At 64.4% G+C, this 21,417-nt stretch carries 26 protein-coding genes and 1 pseudogene; 18 read left to right on the forward strand and 9 right to left on the reverse strand.

Annotated elements, in window-relative coordinates; genetic code table 11:
* Positions 1–69: 69 nt before the first annotated feature.
* Positions 70–1,479 (forward strand): aspartate ammonia-lyase, encoded by a 1,410-nt coding sequence (locus tag B5X90_RS02700; protein ID WP_079549937.1) that lies wholly within the window; start codon positions 70–72, stop codon positions 1,477–1,479.
* 5 nt (positions 1,480–1,484) lie between these two features.
* Here the strand turns inward: B5X90_RS02700 and B5X90_RS02705 are convergent, their stop codons facing one another.
* Positions 1,485–1,952, reverse strand: coding sequence for an Lrp/AsnC family transcriptional regulator (locus tag B5X90_RS02705; protein ID WP_079549938.1), 468 nt, complete (start codon positions 1,950–1,952; stop codon positions 1,485–1,487).
* Positions 1,953–2,030: 78 nt separating this feature from the next.
* Between B5X90_RS02705 and B5X90_RS02710 the strand changes: the two genes are divergently transcribed.
* The 7 genes from B5X90_RS02710 to B5X90_RS20925 all read left to right on the forward strand — a co-directional run bounded on the left by B5X90_RS02710 (position 2,031) and on the right by B5X90_RS20925 (position 8,735).
* A complete protein-coding gene (locus tag B5X90_RS02710; RefSeq protein ID WP_079549939.1) occupies positions 2,031–2,711 on the forward strand; it encodes an HAD hydrolase-like protein in 681 nt (226 codons plus the stop codon).
* Between the two features lie 125 nt (positions 2,712–2,836).
* A complete protein-coding gene (locus tag B5X90_RS02715) occupies positions 2,837–3,442 on the forward strand; it encodes a helix-turn-helix domain-containing protein (protein WP_079549940.1) in 606 nt (201 codons plus the stop codon).
* Positions 3,435–4,175, forward strand: a complete 741-nt coding sequence (locus B5X90_RS02720; protein ID WP_079549941.1) for a B3/B4 domain-containing protein — start codon at positions 3,435–3,437, stop codon at positions 4,173–4,175. Before B5X90_RS02715 ends, B5X90_RS02720 begins: the two co-directional genes overlap by 8 nt.
* 120 nt (positions 4,176–4,295) lie before the next feature.
* The gene (locus tag B5X90_RS02725; RefSeq protein WP_079550010.1) at positions 4,296–5,168 is read left to right on the forward strand and encodes an EamA family transporter; all 873 of its coding nucleotides are present in this window, start codon (positions 4,296–4,298) and stop codon (positions 5,166–5,168) included.
* A gap of 148 nt (positions 5,169–5,316) precedes the next feature.
* Positions 5,317–6,213, forward strand: a complete 897-nt coding sequence (locus B5X90_RS02730) for a dihydrodipicolinate synthase family protein (RefSeq protein WP_218670169.1) — start codon at positions 5,317–5,319, stop codon at positions 6,211–6,213.
* Positions 6,191–7,414, forward strand: a complete 1,224-nt coding sequence (locus tag B5X90_RS02735; RefSeq protein ID WP_143264619.1) for an MFS transporter — start codon at positions 6,191–6,193, stop codon at positions 7,412–7,414. Before B5X90_RS02730 ends, B5X90_RS02735 begins: the two co-directional genes overlap by 23 nt.
* A 1,039-nt stretch (positions 7,415–8,453) precedes the next feature.
* Entirely contained in the window at positions 8,454–8,735 is a 282-nt protein-coding gene (locus B5X90_RS20925) for a hypothetical protein (protein ID WP_143264620.1), read from the forward strand.
* A gap of 27 nt (positions 8,736–8,762) precedes the next feature.
* Here B5X90_RS20925 and B5X90_RS02745 read toward each other — a convergent pair whose 3' ends face one another.
* From B5X90_RS02745 to B5X90_RS02765, 4 genes are all read right to left on the reverse strand, one after another.
* Positions 8,763–9,038 (reverse strand): hypothetical protein, encoded by a 276-nt coding sequence (locus tag B5X90_RS02745; protein ID WP_079549944.1) that lies wholly within the window; start codon positions 9,036–9,038, stop codon positions 8,763–8,765.
* Between the two features lie 423 nt (positions 9,039–9,461).
* The gene (locus tag B5X90_RS02755) at positions 9,462–9,728 is read right to left on the reverse strand and encodes a hypothetical protein (protein ID WP_143264621.1); all 267 of its coding nucleotides are present in this window, start codon (positions 9,726–9,728) and stop codon (positions 9,462–9,464) included.
* Positions 9,729–9,788: 60 nt separating this feature from the next.
* Positions 9,789–10,115, reverse strand: coding sequence for a YciI family protein (locus B5X90_RS02760; protein ID WP_143264632.1), 327 nt, complete (start codon positions 10,113–10,115; stop codon positions 9,789–9,791).
* Between the two features lie 229 nt (positions 10,116–10,344).
* Complete coding sequence (locus B5X90_RS02765) at positions 10,345–11,124, reverse strand: alpha/beta fold hydrolase (RefSeq protein ID WP_218670162.1); 780 nt, start codon at positions 11,122–11,124, stop codon at positions 10,345–10,347.
* Between the two features lie 326 nt (positions 11,125–11,450).
* Between B5X90_RS02765 and B5X90_RS21505 the strand changes: the two genes are divergently transcribed.
* The 4 genes from B5X90_RS21505 (at position 11,451) to B5X90_RS02785 (ending at position 14,170) form a co-directional block, all read left to right on the forward strand.
* A complete protein-coding gene (locus B5X90_RS21505) occupies positions 11,451–11,732 on the forward strand; it encodes a lmo0937 family membrane protein (protein WP_079549949.1) in 282 nt (93 codons plus the stop codon).
* Between the two features lie 763 nt (positions 11,733–12,495).
* Positions 12,496–13,020, forward strand: a complete 525-nt coding sequence (locus B5X90_RS02775; protein WP_256860021.1) for a PEP/pyruvate-binding domain-containing protein — start codon at positions 12,496–12,498, stop codon at positions 13,018–13,020.
* Positions 13,021–13,487: 467 nt separating this feature from the next.
* On the forward strand, positions 13,488–13,892 hold the full coding sequence (locus B5X90_RS02780; RefSeq protein ID WP_079549950.1) for a VOC family protein: 405 nt from the start codon (positions 13,488–13,490) through the stop codon (positions 13,890–13,892).
* Positions 13,889–14,170, forward strand: a complete 282-nt coding sequence (locus tag B5X90_RS02785) for a winged helix-turn-helix transcriptional regulator (protein WP_079549951.1) — start codon at positions 13,889–13,891, stop codon at positions 14,168–14,170. Before B5X90_RS02780 ends, B5X90_RS02785 begins: the two co-directional genes overlap by 4 nt.
* A 24-nt stretch (positions 14,171–14,194) precedes the next feature.
* Here B5X90_RS02785 and B5X90_RS02790 read toward each other — a convergent pair.
* Positions 14,195–14,427, reverse strand: a pseudogene (locus B5X90_RS02790) (transposase); the annotation flags it as partial.
* 445 nt (positions 14,428–14,872) lie between these two features.
* On the reverse strand, positions 14,873–15,334 hold the full coding sequence (locus tag B5X90_RS02795) for an MFS transporter (RefSeq protein WP_079549952.1): 462 nt from the start codon (positions 15,332–15,334) through the stop codon (positions 14,873–14,875).
* Between the two features lie 293 nt (positions 15,335–15,627).
* Here B5X90_RS02795 and B5X90_RS02800 point away from each other — a divergent pair, with 293 nt between their 5' ends.
* The 6 genes from B5X90_RS02800 to B5X90_RS02825 all read left to right on the forward strand — a co-directional run bounded on the left by B5X90_RS02800 (position 15,628) and on the right by B5X90_RS02825 (position 19,722).
* Positions 15,628–16,221, forward strand: coding sequence for a sulfite oxidase-like oxidoreductase (locus B5X90_RS02800; protein WP_079549953.1), 594 nt, complete (start codon positions 15,628–15,630; stop codon positions 16,219–16,221).
* Between the two features lie 10 nt (positions 16,222–16,231).
* Positions 16,232–16,969, forward strand: coding sequence for an FAD-binding oxidoreductase (locus tag B5X90_RS02805; RefSeq protein ID WP_079549954.1), 738 nt, complete (start codon positions 16,232–16,234; stop codon positions 16,967–16,969).
* Positions 16,966–17,310 carry a DUF6510 family protein gene (locus B5X90_RS02810; RefSeq protein ID WP_218670163.1) on the forward strand — a complete coding sequence of 115 codons (345 nt, stop codon included), beginning with the start codon at positions 16,966–16,968 and terminating at the stop codon, positions 17,308–17,310. The genes B5X90_RS02805 and B5X90_RS02810 overlap by 4 nt, the downstream gene beginning before the upstream one ends.
* 311 nt (positions 17,311–17,621) lie before the next feature.
* Positions 17,622–18,359 (forward strand): glycosyltransferase family 2 protein, encoded by a 738-nt coding sequence (locus tag B5X90_RS02815; RefSeq protein ID WP_079549955.1) that lies wholly within the window; start codon positions 17,622–17,624, stop codon positions 18,357–18,359.
* The gene (locus tag B5X90_RS02820; protein ID WP_079549956.1) at positions 18,350–19,018 is read left to right on the forward strand and encodes a TIGR04282 family arsenosugar biosynthesis glycosyltransferase; all 669 of its coding nucleotides are present in this window, start codon (positions 18,350–18,352) and stop codon (positions 19,016–19,018) included. The genes B5X90_RS02815 and B5X90_RS02820 overlap by 10 nt, the downstream gene beginning before the upstream one ends.
* The gene (locus tag B5X90_RS02825; protein ID WP_079549957.1) at positions 19,018–19,722 is read left to right on the forward strand and encodes a methyltransferase domain-containing protein; all 705 of its coding nucleotides are present in this window, start codon (positions 19,018–19,020) and stop codon (positions 19,720–19,722) included. Before B5X90_RS02820 ends, B5X90_RS02825 begins: the two co-directional genes overlap by 1 nt.
* On the opposite strand, the gene B5X90_RS02830 is transcribed toward B5X90_RS02825, so the two are convergent.
* The gene (locus tag B5X90_RS02830) at positions 19,662–20,072 is read right to left on the reverse strand and encodes a hypothetical protein (protein ID WP_143264622.1); all 411 of its coding nucleotides are present in this window, start codon (positions 20,070–20,072) and stop codon (positions 19,662–19,664) included. The two genes, B5X90_RS02825 and B5X90_RS02830, sit on opposite strands and share 61 nt — an antisense overlap.
* Positions 20,073–20,167: 95 nt before the next feature.
* Positions 20,168–21,358: a molybdopterin-dependent oxidoreductase gene (locus B5X90_RS02835; RefSeq protein ID WP_079550014.1), complete on the reverse strand. Its 1,191-nt coding sequence runs from the start codon at positions 21,356–21,358 to the stop codon at positions 20,168–20,170.
* Positions 21,359–21,417 lie beyond the last annotated feature (59 nt).

A 21,417-nucleotide genomic window follows, 5' to 3' on the forward strand; every position in this document is an offset into this window, starting at 1 on the left:
CCAGTTCCTCCGAGCAAACGGCACTCAACCACGCCACCACCCACACGTCCACACAGAGGATGGAAAATAATGACCTGCCGCATCGAGACGGATTCGCTCGGGAGCGTTCCTGTACCGGCCACAGCCTTTTGGGGAGCGCACACCGCCCGGGCCTTGGAAAACTTCACCATCAGCGGGATTCCCATCTCCCGCCACCCGCACCTGGTGCGTGCGCTGGCGATGATCAAGAACGCTGCGGCGCAGGCCAACTGCGAATTGGGCATCCTTGACCCGCGGGAGGCGACAGCGATCCGCGAAGCGTGCCAGGAAATCCAGGACGGACATCACCACGAACAGTTCTGTGTGGACGTCATTCAGGGCGGTGCCGGTACGAGTACGAACATGAATGCCAACGAGGTGATCGCGAATCTTGCGCTGGAAAGACTGGGCCACCGCCGCGGTGACTACCAGCTCCTGCACCCCATTGATCACGTTAACCGGTGCCAATCCACCAATGACACCTATCCCACGGCGATCAAACTGGCACTGATTTTCGCCACCGAAGAGCTCCACCGCGAGTTGGGCAAGCTCGCCGAATCCGCCCGCAGCAAGGGTGCTGAATTCGCCGACGTGGTGAAGATGGGCAGGACACAGCTTCAGGACGCCGTCCCGATGACCCTTGGGCAGGAGTTCAATGCCTTCGCCGCGACGCTGGAAGAAGACCGCTCCAGGCTGATGGAATCCACAGCTCTGCTGCTCGAGTGCAGCCTGGGCGCCACCGCCATCGGGACCGGCATCACCGCCGAGCCGGGGTATCAGGAACGCGTGCTTCTGGCGCTCTCCGAGGTCTCCGGCGTCCCGGTCGTTCCCGCCGCCGACCTCATCGAAGCGACGTCCGACGTTGGTGTTTTCATGCACTTGTCGGGCATGCTGAAGCGCACGGCCATAAAGCTGTCCAAAATCAGCAGCGACCTACGGTTGCTGTCGAGCGGTCCACAGAACGGCTTCGGCGAGATTATCCTGCCCCCGCGCCAGGCCGGGTCATCAATCATGCCGGGAAAAGTCAACCCTGTCATCCCGGAGGCCATGAATCAGATCGCCTTCGCAGTCGCCGGAGCTGACACTACAGTCACGATGGCTGCAGACAACGGACAACTCCAGCTCAATGCCTTCGAACCTGTCATTGCCCATTTCCTTCTTCAAAGCATTTCGTGGCTCGAAAAAGGATCGCACGCCCTTCGTCGATACTGCATGGAGGGTATTGAAGCGAACACCGGACACCTCGCCCGCCAGACGTCAGTCTCGGTGGGTCTCGCAACGGCCCTAATACCGGCCATCGGGTACGCCGCAGCAGCAGCGGTCGCAAAGGAAGCCCTTCAGGACGGGTCAACCATTCTGGACGTGGTCACCAGCAGGAACCTCTTGGACCGGGAGGCAGCCCGGTCGCTGATTGAAACCGCCGTGCTGCCAGTCATGAGTACGGACGTATGCGGGCTCTGATCACTTCACTCCGTGGCCCGGACACCTCCGGCGCCCCGCCTGATGTAACTGGACAGCGTCATGGCCGTCACCGTGTCCGTGACGCCGGGAATGGCCGCGATCTGCTCCCAGATTTCCTGAACCCTCTCCAGCGACCGGGCCTCGACCCTCACCAGAAGGTCAAAGTCACCGCTCACGACGTCGCACAGAACCACTTCGGGAATGGACCGTAAAACGGAGATGACATCAGCCCCGCGCACCCGGTCCTTCCGGTAAACCATCAGGAAAGCGGACACCGGGCCCTGGCCCGGTGGCCCGGCAACAATCGTGTACCCCTGGATATACCCCTGCCGCTCCATCCGTTCGATCCGCTGGCGCACAGCATTCCGCGACAGGAGGACTTTGGTCGCCAGCTCTGCGTGGCTCATGCGGGCGTTCTTCGTCAGCTCCGCAAGAATCCTCTGATCTATCTGATCAAGACTCACTCGATCCATGCCTCCCCTTCACCGCGATAATCCCCCGGGTACAACCGGAATGGAACCAAACTTCAAGACCGAAAGACCCCGAAAAGAATGACACACCTGCACCAAGCCCCGTCCGCTCTCACTGGCCTAAGCTGCATCCTGTTCGACATGGACGGAACGCTGCTGGACTCAGCACCCGGCGTTACAGCAAGCGCTGCCCAGGCCTTGGCCGCTGTAGGCGCACCGGTCCCATCGATGGACACACTGCGCCGATTCGTCGGACCACCGATGATCGAGTCCTTCAGAACTGTCTCCCAACTGGACGAAAAAACCGCCCAAAAGGCCCTCCAACACTACCGCAAGGCATACGCCGAGCATGGCGCCGAACAGTCCAGCCCATACGACGGGATCATCGATCTACTAGAACGCCTACATTCGGCCGGCATTCCGATGGCCGTAGCCACGTCCAAGGTTGAAGATCAAGCAATAAGACTGGCACGAATGTTCGGAATTGATTGCCACTTCATCAACGTTTGCGGAGCGTCAGATACCGAGGGAAGAGCGAGCAAGGCAGACGTCATCGCCGAATTGCTGCTTCGGCTTCATTCCACAGGCGTAGACATCTCCAGTCCCGCAATGGTCGGAGACCGAAGTTACGACGTCGCGGGAGCAGCTAAACACGGAATCCCCGCAATATTCGCACTCTGGGGATACGGGGACGCCGAGGAAGCCTCGCAGGCCGCCGCCGTTGTTCCCTCCCCTGCGGCCCTTCTGCCACTGATCCTGTGAAGTCATCCGGGCCGAGCCTCGCCATCGGTATCCGCCAGCGAACGTTGCGACCGTTTTGGTCCGCTTGATATCCCGCCGAACGAGATCGGTAGAAGAATGCACTAATAGTGCACTATGATGCACTTATGGATGAGAGTACAACGGCCTTGGCGTTGGCCATCGGCGCCCGGGTTAAGCAGGAGAGGCAGTCGCGGGGCTGGACGCTTGATCAGCTGGCGGAGTCTGCCGGGGTAAGCCGCAGGATGGTCGTCAACGTGGAGCAGGGTGCCGCGAATCCCAGCGTGGGAACCCTGCTGAGGATCAGCGACGCGCTCGGCGTGGGGCTGCCGGCGCTGGTCGAGCTACCCCGGCCGAAGCCGGTAAAGGTCACCCGCAGTGGTGACGGCGCTGCGTTGTGGAGCGGTGAGTCCGGCGGCCGCGGGGTGTTGGTGGCCGGCACCGAGTCACCGGACGTGGTTGAACTGTGGGATTGGACGCTGGGCGTCGGCGACCGTCACGTGAGCGAGGCCCACACCTCGGGAACCAAGGAGCTCCTGCAGGTCCAGCAGGGCACGGTCACGGTGGAGATCGCAGGCCAATCGGTCAGCCTCGATGCCGGCGATGCGGTGACGTTCCCGGGCGACGTGGCACACTCTTATGCCAATCCGGGCACGGAGCCGGCGAGGTTCTCCCTGGCCGTCTTCGAGCCGGGCGTGGGGACAGGACACCGGCCGGAGGCGTCCGATGCCTGAGCTGGGCATGCTGCAGGAATTCCTCGACGGCGGCCGGGTTGACGCCGCCGTGTTCGCGCTGCGGCCCGACTACCGGGCGTTGCTGCTGGCCGTTGACGGACTCGTCCCGGGCCCGAGCGACCAGGCCGGTGAGGAGCTGCTCCAGGCGGCGGAGACCTCAGCCCGCCAGCTGCTCAGCAACGGGCCAGTCGAACACCTTCCGCACGTCGCAGCCTGGCGCGAGGCTTACCAGGGCTTCGGAGCCAAACCCAGCCGCACGCGCAACAGCCTGGAGGCACTCCTGCGCCGTGCGGAGTCCGGGTTGCCCCGGGTGAACCGTCTCACCGACCTCTATAACGCGGTTTCGGTGCTCCACCGGATCCCCCTGGGCGGGGAGGACCTGACCCGCTACAGCGGTGCGCCCCGGCTGGTCCGCGCCACCGGCAAGGAACCCTTCGATACCGCCGCCGGCGGCGCAGCGGTGGTCGAACACCCGGAACCTGGCGAGGTCGTGTGGTGCGACGACGCCGGGGTGACCTGCCGGCGCTGGAACTGGCGCCAGGCACGCCGCACCCAGCTCGGCGAGAACACCACCGCCGCACTGTTCATCCTCGACGCGCTCGAACCCATGACCGATGAGGCGCTCCACACCGCGGCCGAGGACCTGGCTGCCAGGCTGACCCTGCTCGGTCCCGACGTCCGCGTCGCCCGCCGCCTGATCGCCGCCGGCACGCCAGCCAACGAAGGAGACTGACATGCTCATCCACCCCCGGACACGCGCGATCGCTGACCGGCTGGCCCAAGGGAGCCAGCCGTGAGCCAACGTGTCCCCAAGAATGTCCCGGTGCCGCCGTGGGGGCTGGCCGTTGCCGCCATGCTCTCGGTCCAGCTGAGCTCGGCCCTGTCAGTGGATCTCATTGCGGCGGTGGGGCCGGCCGGAACCGCCTGGCTCAGACTCAGTGTGGGGGCACTCATCTTCCTCGCCATCGCCCGACCCCCGTTGCGCACACTGCGCCGCCCCGACATCCCCGTCCTTCTGGGGCTGGGCGTCGCCACCGGACTGATGACCATCGCCTTCCTCGCCTCCATCGAACGCATCGCGCTCGGCACCGCCGTCGCGATCGAGTTCCTCGGTCCGCTGACCGTCGCCGCGGTCCGCGCCCACAACGCACGGGCGCTTATCTGGCCAGCCCTGGCGCTCCTCGGCGTCGTCCTGCTGACGGAACCCTGGGCCGGGGCTATCAACCTCGCCGGTATCGGCCTCGCAGGGCTCGCAGCCATCGGGTGGGCCGCTTACATCCTGCTCACCCAACGGATCGGTGACCGCTTCACGGGCATCGGCGCGCTCTCACTCACCGTTCCCGTCGCCGCTGCCACGGCAGCGGTCCTCGGCATCCCGCAGTCCGCCGGACACCTTAACCTCGGGATCCTCGCCGCCGCCTTCGGACTGGCCGTCCTGATGCCGGTGCTGCCGATGGCGCTGGAGATGCTCGCCCTGCGCAGGATGACGCCCACCGCGTTCGGTACCCTGATGGCCCTCGAACCTGCCTTCGGCGTGCTCCTCGGGCTGCTCGTGCTGCACCAGCAGCCCTCGCTAGTCCAATTCGGTGGCATCACGCTGGTCGTCCTCGCCGGCGCCGCCGCGCAACGCGGCGGGCGACGGCAACCGCGCTCCCGCGAACTCGCCGATACCCGCATGGACCCCGCCGTCATTGATCCCGACCTCATCGGCCAAGAGCCGAAGTAGGCGACAGTCGTCCAGCCAGGCGGGTCCGCCAGACTGTCGCTGCGCGGGAATTCCGAGGTTAAGGTGCCCGCGCAGCCCAGCCCGCCCAGGCAGCGGCCGGCGCCTGAAGACTTTGCTTCCCTGTAATTCAAACAAAGGAGTCATGACCATGTTCACCGGTTTGAGTGCCTTCCCCCTTACCCCTCTGGCAGATGATGCTATTGACGAACCTGCCTTCATTCGCCTGATCGAACGGCTCGCGGAGGCCAAGGTTGACTCCATTACCGCGCTCGGCTCCACAGGCTCCTACGCGTACCTGAGCGGCGAGGAACGAAGCCGTGTGGCCCACCTTGCCGTCGAGCACGCCGGCGGGACGCCCGTGTTCATTGGTGTCGGCGCCCTGCGGACCTCACACGTCCTCGCGAACGCTGAGAAGGCAGAACAGGCAGGGGCTTCGGGCCTCCTGCTGGCTCCCATGACATATCAGCCACTCACCGACGATGATGTGTTCGAACTCTTCCGAACCGTCACAGCGAACTCGTCGCTGCCCGTCATCGTCTATGACAACCCGGGCACCACCCACTTCAGCTTCACGACCGAACTCTACGGACGCATCGCGGACCTTCCCGGTATCGCTTCCATCAAAATCCCGGGCGTACCGGCCGATCCGCACCAGGCGCAGGCGAGGATTCAGGAAATCCGGGCGGCCGTCCCTGCGCACGTGACCATCGGAGTTTCCGGCGACGCCAAGGCCGCCGCCGGACTCGCCGTCGGGTGCGATGCCTGGTACTCGGTCATCGGCGGCACCTTGCCCACCCTGGCGATGCGGATCACCAGGGCCGCCCGGGAAGGGCGATTCTCCGAAGCGGCCGCCGAGTCCGAACGGCTTGCACCCTTGTGGGAGCTGTTCGCCGAATTTGGCGGGAGCATCCGGGTCGTCGCGGCAATAGCGGAACAGCTGGGACTGGCATCACCATCGTGCCTGCCCCTTCCCATCCAAGGACTGACCGCGGAACAGCGCACCCATGTCGCCAGGATTGTCGATGAGCTCGGGCTCAACCCGTAGCGTGGGCCTCGGCGTTCCGCACAGGAAGGACCGTCGGGTCGGGGCGCTGGCCCGCTACGTCTTCGCCGCGACCCTGGTGCGTAGCGCGGACGGCGGCGCGGTAGTCGCCATCGTGTTGCTCGCACACGCCTGCGGGATGCCCGGCTGGCTGGCCGGACTCCTGGGAGCATCAATCACCGCACCCCACCTGCTCGGCCCCTTCATCGCACGACGCCTCGACACAGCCCGCGACGGGCGCAAGGTCATCGCGTGCTCCGCCGTCCTCCACGGCGTGCTGCTCGGTGCTGCCGCGCTGCTCCTGCCCGTCGTCTGGCCGATCTGGCCGATCTGGCCGGCCATGCTGCTCTTTGTCTCCGGCATCTTCGGGCCGATGCTCACCGGCGGGATCAGCAGTCGCCTGCCCTCCATCGCCGGCCCCGAACTGCGTAGCCAACGCCGAGCACAAAGCTGGGACGTCGCAAGCTGCGGGCTCAGCGGCACCCTCGGCCCCGCAGCAGTCGCGTGGATCGCGGCAACGTCCGGCGCACTCACCGCGACACTCGCTCTGGCCGGAGCCGCCGTCGTTGGCGCCGGAGCCGTCCTCGCACTCCCCAGACAAGAGCCACTGGACCAAGCCGTGGTCGTACCATCACCCGGACGAACACTAAGCATCATCTGGGAACGCGGTCCGCTGCGGCGCACACTCGGACTCACAGTGACCGTCGCATTCTCCGTCGCCGCATTACCGATCTACGCCGTTGCAACAGCTCCCGGGTTCGGCGGGGCCGCAGCCGCCGGAACACTCATCGCCGCCTACGGGGTAGGGAATCTCCTCGGATCAGCAGCTCTTATGCTCCGGCCGCTTCGCCGCGCGGCAGACCCACTCATGAGCTCCCTTGCTGCACTCGTCGCTGCCACGCTGATCGTGGTGATGCTTACCCCGACACTCCCCACCTCCCTTATTGCGTTCTGCCTGGCAGGGATCGCCAACGCGCTTTTCTTCGCGGCAACACTCGCCGCGCGCAGTGAATACGCACCCATCGAAGCGCGCGGCCAAATCTTCATCTGGGTAGGCGCACTCAAGATCGCTGCAGGATCAGCCGGAACAGCCGCCGCGGGCGCAACCATCGCACAAACGGTTTGGGCACCGCTCCTGCTGGCCACAGCCCTCACAGCAGCAGCTGCCCGTCCAGCATCATCGAGCAATCCCGTCCACGCTTGACCCAGCACTAGCCCGGCGGACTAGATAAACGAAGGATTCCGAGAAGGGATCGAATCGCTCCAGCCGCAACCCAAAACAGGGGCGGGCTGGGCCATCCCCTCCTGCCCGCCCTTAGCGCGTCGCCCTCAACGCGAGGCCGTCGGCGAGGGCGAGAACATCTCTGTGTTTTCGACTCGATGGCCGCAGAGAACTCCGGTCCGCTCCTTCGCCCGCCGCGCAGCCTAAACCAACTCCAGTTCTTTTCCTGGGCATGAAACATACCCATGCGGCCAAGGTGCCTTACGAACAAATCGCTCACTCACCTGTGTTGTTCCCGCAAACAAACGATTCCGAGGACGATCTCAAGTGAGAACTGAGGGCGTGCCAGCCCGTCGGGAGCCGCATCTGGATAGCAGTTCTCGAAATCGCACAGCCGATTTAGTTCAGCGAATCGGGTTTGAGAATCGAAGAGGCGGCACCGGAATTTGTGCGACTCATCCAGTGCCGCTGCCCGGTGGGGCGGAACTATCCGGACATGTCAATGCCCATAGTCCCTTGACGCACGGCAAGCACCGGACGCAAAGTTCACACGAGAGTCATGCCGCCGAAGGCCGACAACCGTCCGGGCCAGCCCTCATGCCGCAACAACCGCTGCACGGCGGAGCATATTGCATCCCTTGAGCCCCCAATGGGGGAGCCGCTTGCGGGCAACCACGGGAGCGCTCCGGTCACCTCTTGGACAGGAGAAGTAAGAATGGATCTCGAGCAACCGCCCCCAGGCCCCAAGACGGCAACTGCGACCAGGGCCGCCAACGACGCGGCGCGGGCGTCCATGTCCGCGTCGCGGAAGAAAGTTTCGTACGGCGCCCAGGACCGCAGAGGACCACTCCTGTGGAATTCAGGCCTGGAAAGGCTCACCAACCAAACCCGTCTGCCGGGACAGCCAACCGATGCGGGCATGAACCTGTACTACGAGGACCTTGAGTGGAATCCCCTCTTTGGCCCGGGCGATCCCTCGGGGATCATTCGGAGGGACACGGATCAGAATCCCCCTAGAAATATGGCTAATGCGGGCGGGCTGATTCTGCCCTGGTGCTCGAATTCGCGAGAGGTCCGCCAGAAGGCCATCATTGTGTACCGCCTTGGGGAGGACCTGGACGCGATCGAAGACCCCCTCCTGTATATCTTCCAGTATTACTGGGACAACGTGGGGTACTCCTTGCCAGCCACCTTTGCGTCTTTCGACGAGAAAATCTCCATGGGTGAGGGGCCCAGCTCCTCCCTCAATGTGGACTTCATCCTCGGCCCTGCAGGAGACCTGGTGGCCAGGGCATGGGCTTAGGGGCCCGGCAGGAGCGCGGCCGGGCCGCTAGCGGCCGATGCAGACGGTGAGATCCAGATGGATGTCATTATCGGCGGCAAGACGGTTCTGGAGGTAGCGGGCCAGGCTCTCGTTGGTGGCGGTGTGAACGCTTTGCGCGATCGCTCCGCGCAGCAGCGCCTGCGTGTCCGTGGACTTGACGACGTCCAGCGGCGACCAGCCACGATCGCTGCCGGTCAGACGTTCTATGTCGGTGCGGAAGGAGCGCTTATGGTCTTCGCGAACGGTAGCGCGAATGCTGAATGGGACAAAGGAAGTGGGCAACGGAAGTCCTTTCACGAGGCAGCCGGTCGTCGACGCCCCGGTATGGACAAGCCAACTGCAGCCCCCGCTATTCCTCAGACGCAGCCAAGGAGTCCAAGTTCACAGCACAGGACAAAGCCCCTCCCCCACGTCCATTGGAGGCGACATTCCCAAACCCGACAGCCATGAGTACGTCAAACGGTTTCAACGAAAGGTACGCTATCGGCGCCCCAAGATGAGGTTGGTGGTAATCGCAAAGAGAGGCAATGGTGATTCCCAGAAAGCAGGCGCTGACCTGGGTCTTGGCATGCAAGCGAGGCGCGTCGGGACTGTCCAAGCGGCGCCGGACGCGGCCGCCCACCGTCCGGTTGGCGAACGCTACGAGATAGTCGTCAGGGGCATGGCCGGCCTTCGCCTTGCTGAAGGCCGAGTGATACCTAGCCATTACCGGGCGCTCAGTAACGAGAGGCCGAGATGGGGCACCTCGACCGGAATCAGCTGTTTGTCGTCCGGGAGGATCCCGTCGGTGCGTTCGGATATCAGCTCCGGTGGGGGCACCCGGCACGGAATCCCTGCATCGCGTATTTTGGCGCGCGCGAACGCATCCTGGATACAATCCTCGGCCAGGCCCCAGTCGCCCGTCACACGGATAAAGGTGGCGTTGATTCGCGCCGTCTCCGTCGCGGAAACGGCCTCGATGGCGGTGCGCACCTCCGTCAGCTCCTGTGACACGTCACCCCCGACCATCAGCGGCCGCTATCAGGCGAAACTCTAGAGCCCGAGCGGCCATACGGGCCTGATCTCGATTTTGCCGAACCGGGCCGTGGGGTGTTTGGACGCCACCTCTATTGCCTCGTCGAGATCGGCCCAAGCGATGACGTCATAGCCGGCGATCCATTCCTTTGTCTCCGCGAATGGCCCATCGGAGACCACCACCTCTCCCCCTCGCACCCTCACGGTGGTTGCGTCCTCTACTGGGCGCAGCCTGTCACCGTGACGGGCGACGCCCCGCACTTCCATCTCGGCCCCCCATTCCACGATATTGTCCTCGGCAGCCACATATGCCGGCGCTGTCGGATCGCTGCAGATGAAAAGCATGTATTCCACGATGACTCCTTATTTTCGGTTGTTACACGACTACGACGACCGGGATAACAACAAAAGGGCACCACGCGGGAAATTCTTTTCCGGGCCCTGCTCAAGGCATCCAGTGCCTGCGCTCAGCAATTAATCAAGGCGGCGTGGATGTTCCGGACCGCGAACAGCTTCCCGTCCGGGAAGCCGTCGGCAAGGGAGATCACCTAGCTCCGGGCGATGATGTCCAGGATTAAGCCGGTGCGCTGTTGAAGAAGTCGATCAGAAGCGGTGCGACAGCATCGTGGGAGACTGCGTGGTCTTGGCCTTCCAGCTTTTCTTTCTTCATTCCAGGGACGACTGCGGCAACGGCATTGATGGCATTCCCGGCCCAGGACGGGCTCGCACCACCGTAGATTCCGAGCGTTGGCACCTGAATGTTCGACAGCCTTTCCGGGACGCGTCCGTCACTTGTCAGGGTGAGGTCATACGGCAGGGTGTTGGCAACGCTGAGGAGTGCGGGCCACCACGGCATTGTTTTGATGCCTTCGTCGAAGTCAGAGCCTGTATGGCGGATGAACAGTTCGACGGCGCCTTCCTGGTCTCCCTCGTTCAGCGCCGCCTGAACGCGATCCCTGAAATTCTCCCAAGGTTCGTCGGGGGCATGCCCGGTCAGATACGGTGGTTCGTAGGCCGCGATTTTGCGGATGGCCGCTCCGGCAGCGGCTGCTTCAAGGGCCAGAATGGCTCCCGAGGAGTGTCCGTAGGCGTAGGCCGAACCGCCTGCCGCGGCGATCAGCGTTTTCAAATCCTCTATTTCACGGCCGGGGCTGTAGGGAAGCGTGTCGGAGCTCTCGCCCCTCCCGCGACGGTCGTACGCGTAGACGGTGAAGTGCGGGGCCAGCAAACCCACCAGCATGCCGGCCGAACGCCGGCTGTTTAGTGCACCACCGATGACGATAAGGGCTGGCCCCTCACCTGTACGTTCGAAGGCGATTTCCGTGCCGTCGGCCGAGCTCTGGAATTCAATCAATTTGCAGGTCCTGTTCTTCAGTGCCGGACATCGGGCCGGCTCGGGGGGAATGCTGAAGTTCATGCCGTCCGCGAAAGGCGAACATACCCCAAAAATTCCCTCCCCGCAGGCACCTGATTCCAAACCCCAACCGCTCCCCTGCGGTGCGCCACCAAACCGAATTGTGGCTATCGATTATTGTTTTGCCGATTCCAGGGACCCGCTCTTGACATCGGGTGAAGCGCACCACACAATACCCGCGTGGGCGCTCGGCCAGAATCTGGAACTTGGTTCGATATCGTGGCCGTGGAATCGATGCGGCATCAGGGTTGATGAGAGCGGGAGGTATGACGATGATTCTTGCCGATACCGCCGCTCTGAGCGCCTATGATCCCCGTGCCGTTCCTGCCTCGCGCCAAAGTACCGGAGCGGCCGGGGCGCAGATCCAGCAGGTCCATCCGCAGACAAATAGGGAGTCACTCATGTTGCTTTGGATAGCCATCATTATCGCTGTTCTCTGGCTTCTCGGCTTGCTGGGCGGCATCGGCGGGGGCTTCATTCACCTGCTTTTGGTTATTGCCGTGGTCGTTCTGATCTTCCACTTCATCCGTGGCAGGTCCCGCACGTAGATACGCCACTATGTTCCGCCGCCGACGCCGGGGGGCGAGTCTTCGGACAGTGGGCAGCTGCGAAAGGTCTTCGGACGGCGGGCAGCTCCAGAATGGCATCAGTGGGGCTGGCGATTACTGACGTCACCACGAAGGTCATCTTTCACGTCATCGGAAAAACGGTCAAAGCGGTCAGTTTCTTGCCCTCGGTCGCCCCGATCCTGCTGATCGCCGCCGTCGTCAGGTTTCTGGTGGGCCGTTCCCGCAGACGGCGTGGAACCTCACCCGCCGGCCAGGTTCACCCGCCGCTGATCGGCTGCTCCGCCTTCGGCCCGGGCGCTGGGTCCCTGCGCGAGAGGCAGCCAGCTGATGCTACTGCTGGCCTGGCCCGGTCCTCGTCGCGGATCAGAGACGCACATCAGCCAGGAATGAGCCATGGGCCGCCTGCGGCTCGCTTGCCGGCCTCCGGTTTGGCCCGAACCGAAACATCGAGGAGGTGCCTACCCCCGATGCAGTCAACTTGCGGGCATGGGCACCGCAAAAGACAACGCACTCCCGAGCGGGCTGGCACAGGGGCCCAGTTCCACGGATCAGGACGAGCCCCATCCGAGCTCCTTCGATCGCAGGAAGTGCCCGCTGAGAGTGGATCTTATGTAAAGCTTCCCCCAATTTGGTCTGTCCTTGGCATACGAAATCCCAACCGCTTTAGGTCAATTTCGGGAGCGAGGAGACTGATGGCCAAAGACGCAGCCGCCGCTCAGGGCGCGAAAGCGCTCCCTAAACCGTGCGCGCCCGCGCCGCGGGCGTGATGTTCACTCTTAGCCCCACCAGCGGTGACCGGTCCAAGATCGTGATGGAAGCCAGCTGGGGCTTGGGCCTGTCAGTGGTGGGCGGTGAAGTGACACCGGACCGCTTTGTGGTGGACAAGGTGGGCCTCGGCATCGCGGACCGGGTGGTGGGCAACAAGATCATCGAGTACCGCCGCGGTGACGCGCCGGTGGACGTCCCTCTCGAACGCCGCGATGTGTTGTGCCTGCAGGATAACGAGGTGGTGGCGCTGGCAACGCTCGGCAAGAAGCTGGAGCGCATCCATCAGGCACCTCAGGACATTGAATTCGCGGTGGACGAAGAGCTCCCCGAGGGCAGCAACCTGGTCCTGCTCCAGTGCCGTCCGGAGACCGTCTGGTCCAATGCCGACCGCAAACCGGCGTTCGACGCAACGGCGGGCATGATGTCCTGGATCACCGGCAGCATCTCGGGGGCTACCGCTCCGCCGGCCCACGCACACGACGCCTCACACCAGCACTGAGCCTGACGGTACGGGCTTCGGTATCAAATGCCAGGCGCTGGCCGCGCAGCAGCGCGGCCAGCTCCATATGCGGCGGTGCTGCGGATGGGAACCGCTCGGAGGTAATCGCCCATACCGATATATGGGGACGCCGGCCGTGTCGGAAACCCACTGTGACGAGGGGACCTGATGCGCCCAATGTGGGGGGACCTTTAGCCCTGCGAAGACGACGCCACTTATCGCCGTAATCCATGCCAGCCGCTTCGAGACCCGCATGTATCCGACGAGCACGGCAGAAGCCTCACCAGGGCCCATCGTTGGCGTCCTCAAATGCACGCGGAGGGATCCCTCTTTGCGCCAAAGCCCAACGCACGGTCTGGTCCCTATTACTCGCCCGTACCTCTGAACATGCTGCTACACGCCTGCAGATTGCGGACCGTGCGGCCGAGATCTTGACGTCACACTTGCATTTTGCAAGTATGAGTCGCATGAGCCTTTTCATCACCTGCCCGGTCGAGAGCGTCGAGCGCGCGACCGCCTTCTACACCGCCCTGGGCTGGACCCTCAACCCAGAAATGTCCGATCACAACGTGTCATGCTTCGCGATCGCGCCCGAGCAGTACGTCATGCTCGGCAGCCGCGAGATGTATGCGAGCGTCGGCGGCGCCAAGGAGCTGGTCGGCGGACCCGATACGCCCTCGAAGGTCACGGTCTCGTTCGACCTCGGCAGCCGTCAGGCGGTCGACGAGCTCGTCGAGCGCGCCGGTGCCGCCGGCGGGCGGATCGGTGATATCGACGACTACCCCTTCATGTACCAGCGCCAGTTCGACGACCCTGACGGCTACCACTATTCGCCGTTTTGGATGAAACCGGACGCCGATCCGACCGAGTGAGCAACCTCGCCGCGGCCCTCGATGTCGTGGGAGCACGGTGGGCCCTGCTCATCGTGGAGCGGCTGCTCGACGGACCGCAGCGCTACGGCGATCTGCAGCGCGACCTCGGAGTGCCGACGAACATTCTCGCGACCCGCCTGCGCGAGCTCGAGGCCGCCGGGGTACTGTCCCGTCTGCCCCTCCGGCACAACACCCGGGCTTATGCGCTGACCGACCGCGGGCTTGCCTTGCGTGAGGCGATCATCGCGCTAGGACGCTGGGGCAGCGATGAGGCCTAGATGTGGCGCGGAATCGCGATAGGTGTGCAAGGCTCGGTTGAGGCGCCTATCACCGCCCCTGTTGAGCCTGTGCCGGACAGTGGTACCCCTTGAGGCTGGCAAGGCATTTACCCCTGCCAGTGACGCGAAAGCAGCTTCGCTGCTAACCCTTCCTGCATGCGACCAAGCAGTCAGGACGGCAGCGACTGAAACGGCGCCAGCGCCCACCATCTGCAGCAGCGGGGCGGCGGACTTTGCTGAATTAGCTCAGTCATGCGCTTCTTATTAGCCCCCAGCAGAGTGGTCAATGACCAGACGCCCGGCGCGCAAGCGTTGGCGTGGAGTCAAAGCGGCATTAGCGTGGGACATGAGGACCTCCTGGTCGCCTCAGCGGTTGTCTAAGCAACTCCACTGTGCGACCGGAAGTCCTCACCCATCAGTCAATGACTCCAGCGAGTCCCACATTCACCCAAACCAACGTCCCTGGGCAGTACAGCTAGAGGTCGGGCGTTCAGATCAGGATGTCTGCCAGGCGCAGAACACAGAGGGCGACCATCGGGTGTTTGCTGTGTCGCGGCGAGCTCAGCCAACCACTCCGCGTTCTCTTGAAGGTCTTCCCAGAGCGCCTTTCGAACAACGCTCGGCCGCCTTGTGCTGTAGAACTTATTTATCCTGCGGTCGATAATCGGCACTATCTGCGGACGGCGCCGGTGATCGAATCACTCACTTGTTCTGCCTGCGGCGCATTTGCTGGTGACACTGTTTGTCTCTCTCGCGGGAGCCGCTGTCGTCTTTGTCGTTGAGCGCGAGGATGAAGGCGATCAGGACGACGAGCTGCGTCGCGATGGTGAAGATGATGAGGCCGGTGAGGGAGGCCGAGTAGAGGGCTCCGATGATGGTGGACCCGGCTAGCCAGGCGGTGCCGTAGATGGCGGTGAAGACGCCGTATCCGGTTTCGCGCGTGGCGGGGGGGACGAGGTCGGCGACCGCGGCGCGGAAGGTGGGTTCGTGGATGCCTAGGGCTGCTCCCCAGGCGACGGCACCCGCCCAGACCAGGACAGTGGTAGTGGTGAACGACAGGAACGGGCCGGCCGCGGTCAGCGGCAGGGCGATGAGCAGGCCGCGCAACCCGATCCGGTCGTAGAGAGCCCCGGAGGCCAGGGCTGCCAGCGCGGCCGCGCCCATGGATACCGCATAGCCTTCGGCGACGTCGTAACCGGCGTCCGTTACTGCCCTGGCCAGACGGGCCCCCTATGAGCCGATACCCTCAACAGCCCAAAGACACCCCATATCGCCGTCTCGCCGGCCGAGAATCGTCTCCAAGGACGGGTTTCGTCACCCTGTTTCTTGATGGTTGTTTCGCGGAGTCCGCTGACGGGACCAGTAGTGTTCGTATGTCTGGACCCTGCCCTGCCGTTGCCATATCGTTGGGGAACCGATCAAAGTTGACCGGCGGAGCTCCGCATCGGAGGTACATGATGGGAATCATCTCGGCGGGTTTTCATGGAAAACGGCGCACCGGCAATCCAGCCTTACCACCTGGCCAATACGAGACGGCAAGCTTTCCCGTGCTGACGGCGGGCCCTGCACCCTATGTCGCCCCCGCTGACTGGGAATTCTTCATTACGACGGAGACGGGCCAGCGCCGCGCCTGGTCCTGGGATGATTTTATGGCGCTGCCCCAAGCTGATATCCGGACCGACATCCACTGCGTGACGAGCTGGTCCAAGCTGGGCACCTCGTGGCGGGGGGTGTCCCTGGACACCTTGTTCGAAGACGTGGAAACAACGTCCGAGTTCACTACGGCTTACTCCTACGGCGGTTATACGACGAATGTCCCGTTGCAGGACCTGCTGGACGGCCAGGCTTGGGTGGCCTGGGAATTCGACGGGGAGCCACTGGAACGGGCCCACGGTGGCCCCGCCCGCCTGCTGGTACCCCACCTGTACTTCTGGAAGAGTGCGAAGTGGATCAATGGCATCGAGCTGATGCCGCAGGATGTTCCCGGCTTCTGGGAATCCAACGGCTACCACATCTACGGCGACCCGTGGCGCGAGGAGCGCTACTCATGAGGCAGGACACATGAGCACCCTGTGGCGCGTCGCCGACGTCGTCAGCGGCGTTCCCGAAACGGAATCGTCCAGAACCATCAGGCTGCGCGTGGACGGTCTGAACGGCAACCTTGCCGGCCAGCACATCGATATCCGGCTCACAGCCGACGACGGCTACACGGCAGTGCGGTCCTACTCCGTGGCCACAGCCGGGATGGACGAAATACTGGAGATCACGGTCGACGAACTAGCCAACGGGGAGGTCTCCCCCTATCTGGTCAGAGACCTGATGGTCGGAGACCAGTTGGAGATCCGGGGCCCCGTCGGCGGCTGGTTCGTCTGGCGACCGACGGACCCGAACCCCGTGCAGCTGATCGCCGGCGGGTCCGGTGTCGTCCCGCTTATGTCGATGATCCGCGCCCACGAGGCATCCCAGAATCCCTCACAGTTCCGTTTGCTGTACTCCCTCAAATCACCCGAGACCGGGTTCTATCGGGAGGAACTGCTTACCTTGAGCCAGCAATCCCCCAAGCTCACCGTCGACTACATCTATACACGCAAAGTCCCGGAGGCCTGGCCCAGCACCCCGAAGCGACTCACCGCTGAAACACTGTTGGCAAACATCCTGCCGGCGGACGTCGCCCCCGACATCTTCATCTGTGGTCAGACGATGTTTGTCGAAACAGTCACAGACTGGCTCGTAAAGGCGGGCTATCCGACTGCCTCGATCAAAACCGAACGCTTCGGCGGAACGGGAGGAATACGGTGACTGGCAACAACGGCACCGCCCCTGGCGCTGAGGACCCGCGCCGCGAGGACCAGGACATCGCCGCAACCGCAGGCAACCCCATACCGCATCTTGACGGGAACGCGGCAGCAGGACCGCTGTGGGAATTGTTCCGCATCGACATCATTGCAGCGATCGGTCGGTGCAAGAACTGTGGCGCAGTCAGGGTCTTTGGAGAGGCAGCGGTCTATGCCGACGCCCCGGGAATAGTCGTGCACTGCAGCTCCTGCGGGGGCGTCCTGCTGCGTCTCGTCGAGACCCCCACTAAATTCTGGCTCGATGTCAGCGGACTCAGCTACCTTCAGATCGACCGCGAGCGCTAGAGCGTTTCTCTTGGAGGCCCCCAAGAAGGTGAATCCTGAGTGCCAGCCATCCCCAAGGGCATGCGCGTGTTGGTCTCCGCCGAATCCGGATTCTGAACAAGCCCTTTAAGACCGCTGTCAAGGCCGACATGCTCGGAGGCATTGCCAAGATCACCGTCAACACCAAATAACACCCCCGAAAAACCCTGCCGGACGGATAGTCTGCACCGGCGGGAAGTGCCGCGGCTCCAGCCGGGGCGAAGCACTTTTTCGTCCGCATACCGTAAGGATTCCGGGGGGCGGCGGCGTTGCCGGATCCGTAGCCTTGAAGCATGAGTGAATGGACCGTCTCCATGGTTGATGTCGTGTTGCCGTGTCTGAATGAACGAAGCGCGCTGCCGTGGGTCCTGTCGCGTCTGCCGCATGGGTACCGGGCCATCGTCGTGGACAACGGTTCCGCGGACGGCTCCGCCGAGCTTGCCGAGAGCCTGGGGGCGACCGTGGTCCGAGAGAACCGGCGGGGATTCGGGGCAGCCGCCCACGCCGGGCTGCTCTCGGCAACGGCGGAATTCGTCGCTTTCTGTGACTGCGACGGTTCACTGGATCCGGCGCAGCTCCCGGCGCTCCTCGCCCCCGTCATGGACGGACGCGCGGACCTGGTACTGGGCAGCCGGCAGCCGCAGCGCGGGTCTTGGCCCCGGCACGCCCGCATCGCCAATGGTGTCCTGGCCTGGCGGCTCCGTCGCCTGACCGGAGAACACGTAACGGATCTGGGACCGATGCGGGGCGCACGCCGTGACGGGCTGTTGTCTCTGGGGCTGGAGGACCGGCGCAGCGGCTACCCCCTGGAAATGTTCCTCAAGGCGAGCCTGGATAACTGGCGGATCGTGGAATTCCCGGTGCCGTATGCCGCGCGGACCGGTAGATCCAAGGTCACCGGTACGGTGCGCGGAACGATTACCGCAGTCCGGGACATGTCTGCCCAGCTCAGGGCCGCCTCGGCGGCACTGCCGTCCGGACCGGTCCGAATGAACGGCCGCCGCCTACATGGGGATAAGCAATGGACCTGACGGTGGCGGTCATCGCCAAAGAGTGCGCGCCGGGACGGGTAAAGACCCGGCTCAGTCCCCCGCTGACGCCCGAAGAGGCTGCAGCCCTGGCCCAGCTGAGCCTCAGCCACACCCTGGATTCGGTGCGGAACCTCCCGGCCCGACGCCGGCTGCTGGTCATGGACGGGACACCCACCGTGCGGGACGCTGCCCAATTCATTGTTCTGCCGCAGGCACCCGGGGGTCTGGACGAGCGGCTCGCCGCCATCTGCGAAGCCGTCGGCGGACCCCTGCTCATTATCGGCATGGATACCCCGCAGTTCTCCCCGGACCATGTGGCGCCACTGCTCCGTGACTGGTCCACCACCGGGGCCGGGCACGGGGCATGGATCGGGCTGGCAACGGATGGCGGGTTTTGGGCGCTGGCGCTGCGCCGGCCGGACGGAGCGCTGATCCGGGGCGTGCCGATGTCCACGGCGGCAACCGGGGCCGAGCAGCTGGCCCGGCTCGCCGCTGCGGGGCTCAGTGTCGGAATGCTCCCCGAACTGCGGGATATGGACCATTTCAGTGACGCCCTGCACATCGCGGCGGCGATTCCGGGCAGCGCATTCGCCCGGGCCGTGGCCCAAACCACCGGCCGGCTGCAGTGCCCGCCGCAAGTAGCTGAGGTGCTCCTGTGATGTCCACCTCCGTGGCAACCGCCGCCTACTTCGGCCAGGGCGAACGCGAGCCCTACGCCAGCGCCCTGCTGACCGGGACCGGAACCCTGACGCTCCACCCTGGAATCGGTCACACTCCTGAAGCGCCCGTGGAGTTCGATGTGCGTACTTGGTGCCAGGACGCCAGCGCGATCGAGCGGTCGCTCCTGCAGAGTCTCCGGGGGCCGGTTCTCGACGTCGGTTGCGGGCCGGGCCGGCTCCTGGCGGCCGCCGGGACGCTTGGCCTGGCGGCCCTGGGCATCGACACCAGCGCCGAAGCAATTCGCCAAGCACGCAGCCGCGGCGGTCGCGCCATCGAACAGTCGGTTTTTGACCCGGTGCCGCAGTCGGGTCATTGGCAGTCAATCATCCTGCTCGATGGCAACATCGGAATCGGGGGAAACATCGGTTCCCTGCTGGGCCGCTGCCGCCAACTCATCGCCCTCGGCGGTACGCTGCTGGTCGAAGTGGAGGCCGACGAACAGATCGACACCGTCTACCCGGCGGTTCTCGAAGACGAGCGCGGGAACCGCAGCGAGGCGTTCGCCTGGGCGCGGACCGGCACGGCGGGGCTGGCGACCCGGGCGCGGGCTGGAGGCTGGTCCGTCACCGACGTCCGGCACCTTCAGGGCCGCGTTTTCTGCTTTCTCTCACCCCGACCCGAGCCGGCCCGTTCAATCCCGTAAACCATGACGGCAGCCACGCCGGACAGAACCACCCAGAACCAAAGCAGGTGAGCGGCGTAGTCCCCCTCCAATGCGCTGGTGTTGCGGGCCACAGACTGGGCCATCAGCAAAATCCCCGCGATCACGGTCACCACCGCCCCGGTCATCAGGGCGCCTCGCAGAACCGCGCCCGACGCCGGGCGTAGTCCCGATCCCACCCGGGTCAGACCCGCGCCGGTCACGGTGGAGACCGGCACGATGACGCCGTCATGCAGAAGCACGGCCACCGCCATCCACACCAGAAGACCGAGCAGCTGCGGCGGCCCGAGCTGGCTCGGCAAGCCCATGAGCCCGTATCCGGCCAGCCCCACGCCCGCCACGCCTAGGACGGTCCTCCAGATCCTCACAGCCTTTCCCGCCCCGGCAGGTTTTGCGGGCTTTGCGGGGTTCGCCGGCATCATGGGTTTCACAGGACCTCCAGAGTGTGCAGCCACTTTGTTTGCAGGACGCCCGGGCGTCCGGGGGCGATGATGCGGGCCGGATACCCGTGGTCCAGATCGAGCGTCTGGCCGTTCAGCTCCAGAGCCACCAGGGTGCGCTCGTCTTGTGCGTAGGCGGGCGGCATGTCCATCGTGCGGTAGGCGCCTTCAGGTTCCAGGCTTGTGACCCGCAGCGCGGAGGACGCCGGCGCACCCACAGCCGCCACCAGGTCCCGGACCCGCACGCCCCGCCACCTGGCTGTCTGGCTCCAGCCCTCGACGCAGGCGATAGGCAGTTCGTGCTCATACTGGGGAAGAACCTGGAGCTCCGAGCGCGTCAGCGCGCGGCGGATGTCGTGGTGGCTCACGGTGAGCGTCCAGTCCTCGGCCCCTGCCAGGTCGGCGACCTTGGCGTCGGCGGCGGTGCGGTTCACGGGGACGGACTGCGGTCCGGTTCCCATCTTCCGCGGCGCAAAAAGGTTCAGGGGGTCCAGCCAGGAAAAGGACTGCCCGGCCGTGGTGAGCACGACGACGCCCGCAGTCGTTCCGACGGCGGCCAGAAAAGCGCGCCTGGACCAGCGACCCGGCCCCGCGACTGCCGCGCCGTCGTCAATCCCCTGTTCAGGGGAACCGGCGCCGGGTGTCGTCTGGGACCGGTTGCCGGAACGGGCGCGCCAGTGCTCGATGATCAGCGGGAGCTTCAGGGCGATGTGGAGCAGCAGCGACCCCCAGATCACCCAGGCCAGCCAGTAGTGTGTTTGACGGAAGGGGAAAGGCCACGGGTACCACTTATAGGTGTTGATCAGGCCTGTTGTCAGCTGCAGGAGCGAAGAGGCCACGAACAAGGCAACGGATGCCCGCTCGAGGCCATGCGCCGCTGACTTGACCGGTGGCCACTTCAGCAACTCCGGATAGACCGACCACAGTTTTGCCAGCAGCAGCGGAATAGCGGCAATGCCCGTGGTCACATGGATTCCTTGCGTCAGCTGATAGATCCAGATGGGGCTGGTGGGGAAGAACATCCATGACGGTGGCTCCTGCAGCCCGTGGCTGAAGAGCCCGGTCAAAAGGCAGATGGTGAAGCTGAGCCCCAGCCACCGCCCCAAAACCACCGAGAGCCGGGTGCTTCGTGTCGGCGAAGCAAACCTCGCGGCCAGGGCGTTTGTGAGCTTTTCCATAGCTCGATCACATCACCGATTCAGCCCCCGGGAGAGCCCCCAGACCTTACGATTCGCTG

It is taken from the genome of Arthrobacter sp. 49Tsu3.1M3 (assembly GCF_900168135.1).
Lineage (GTDB): Bacteria > Actinomycetota > Actinomycetes > Actinomycetales > Micrococcaceae > Arthrobacter.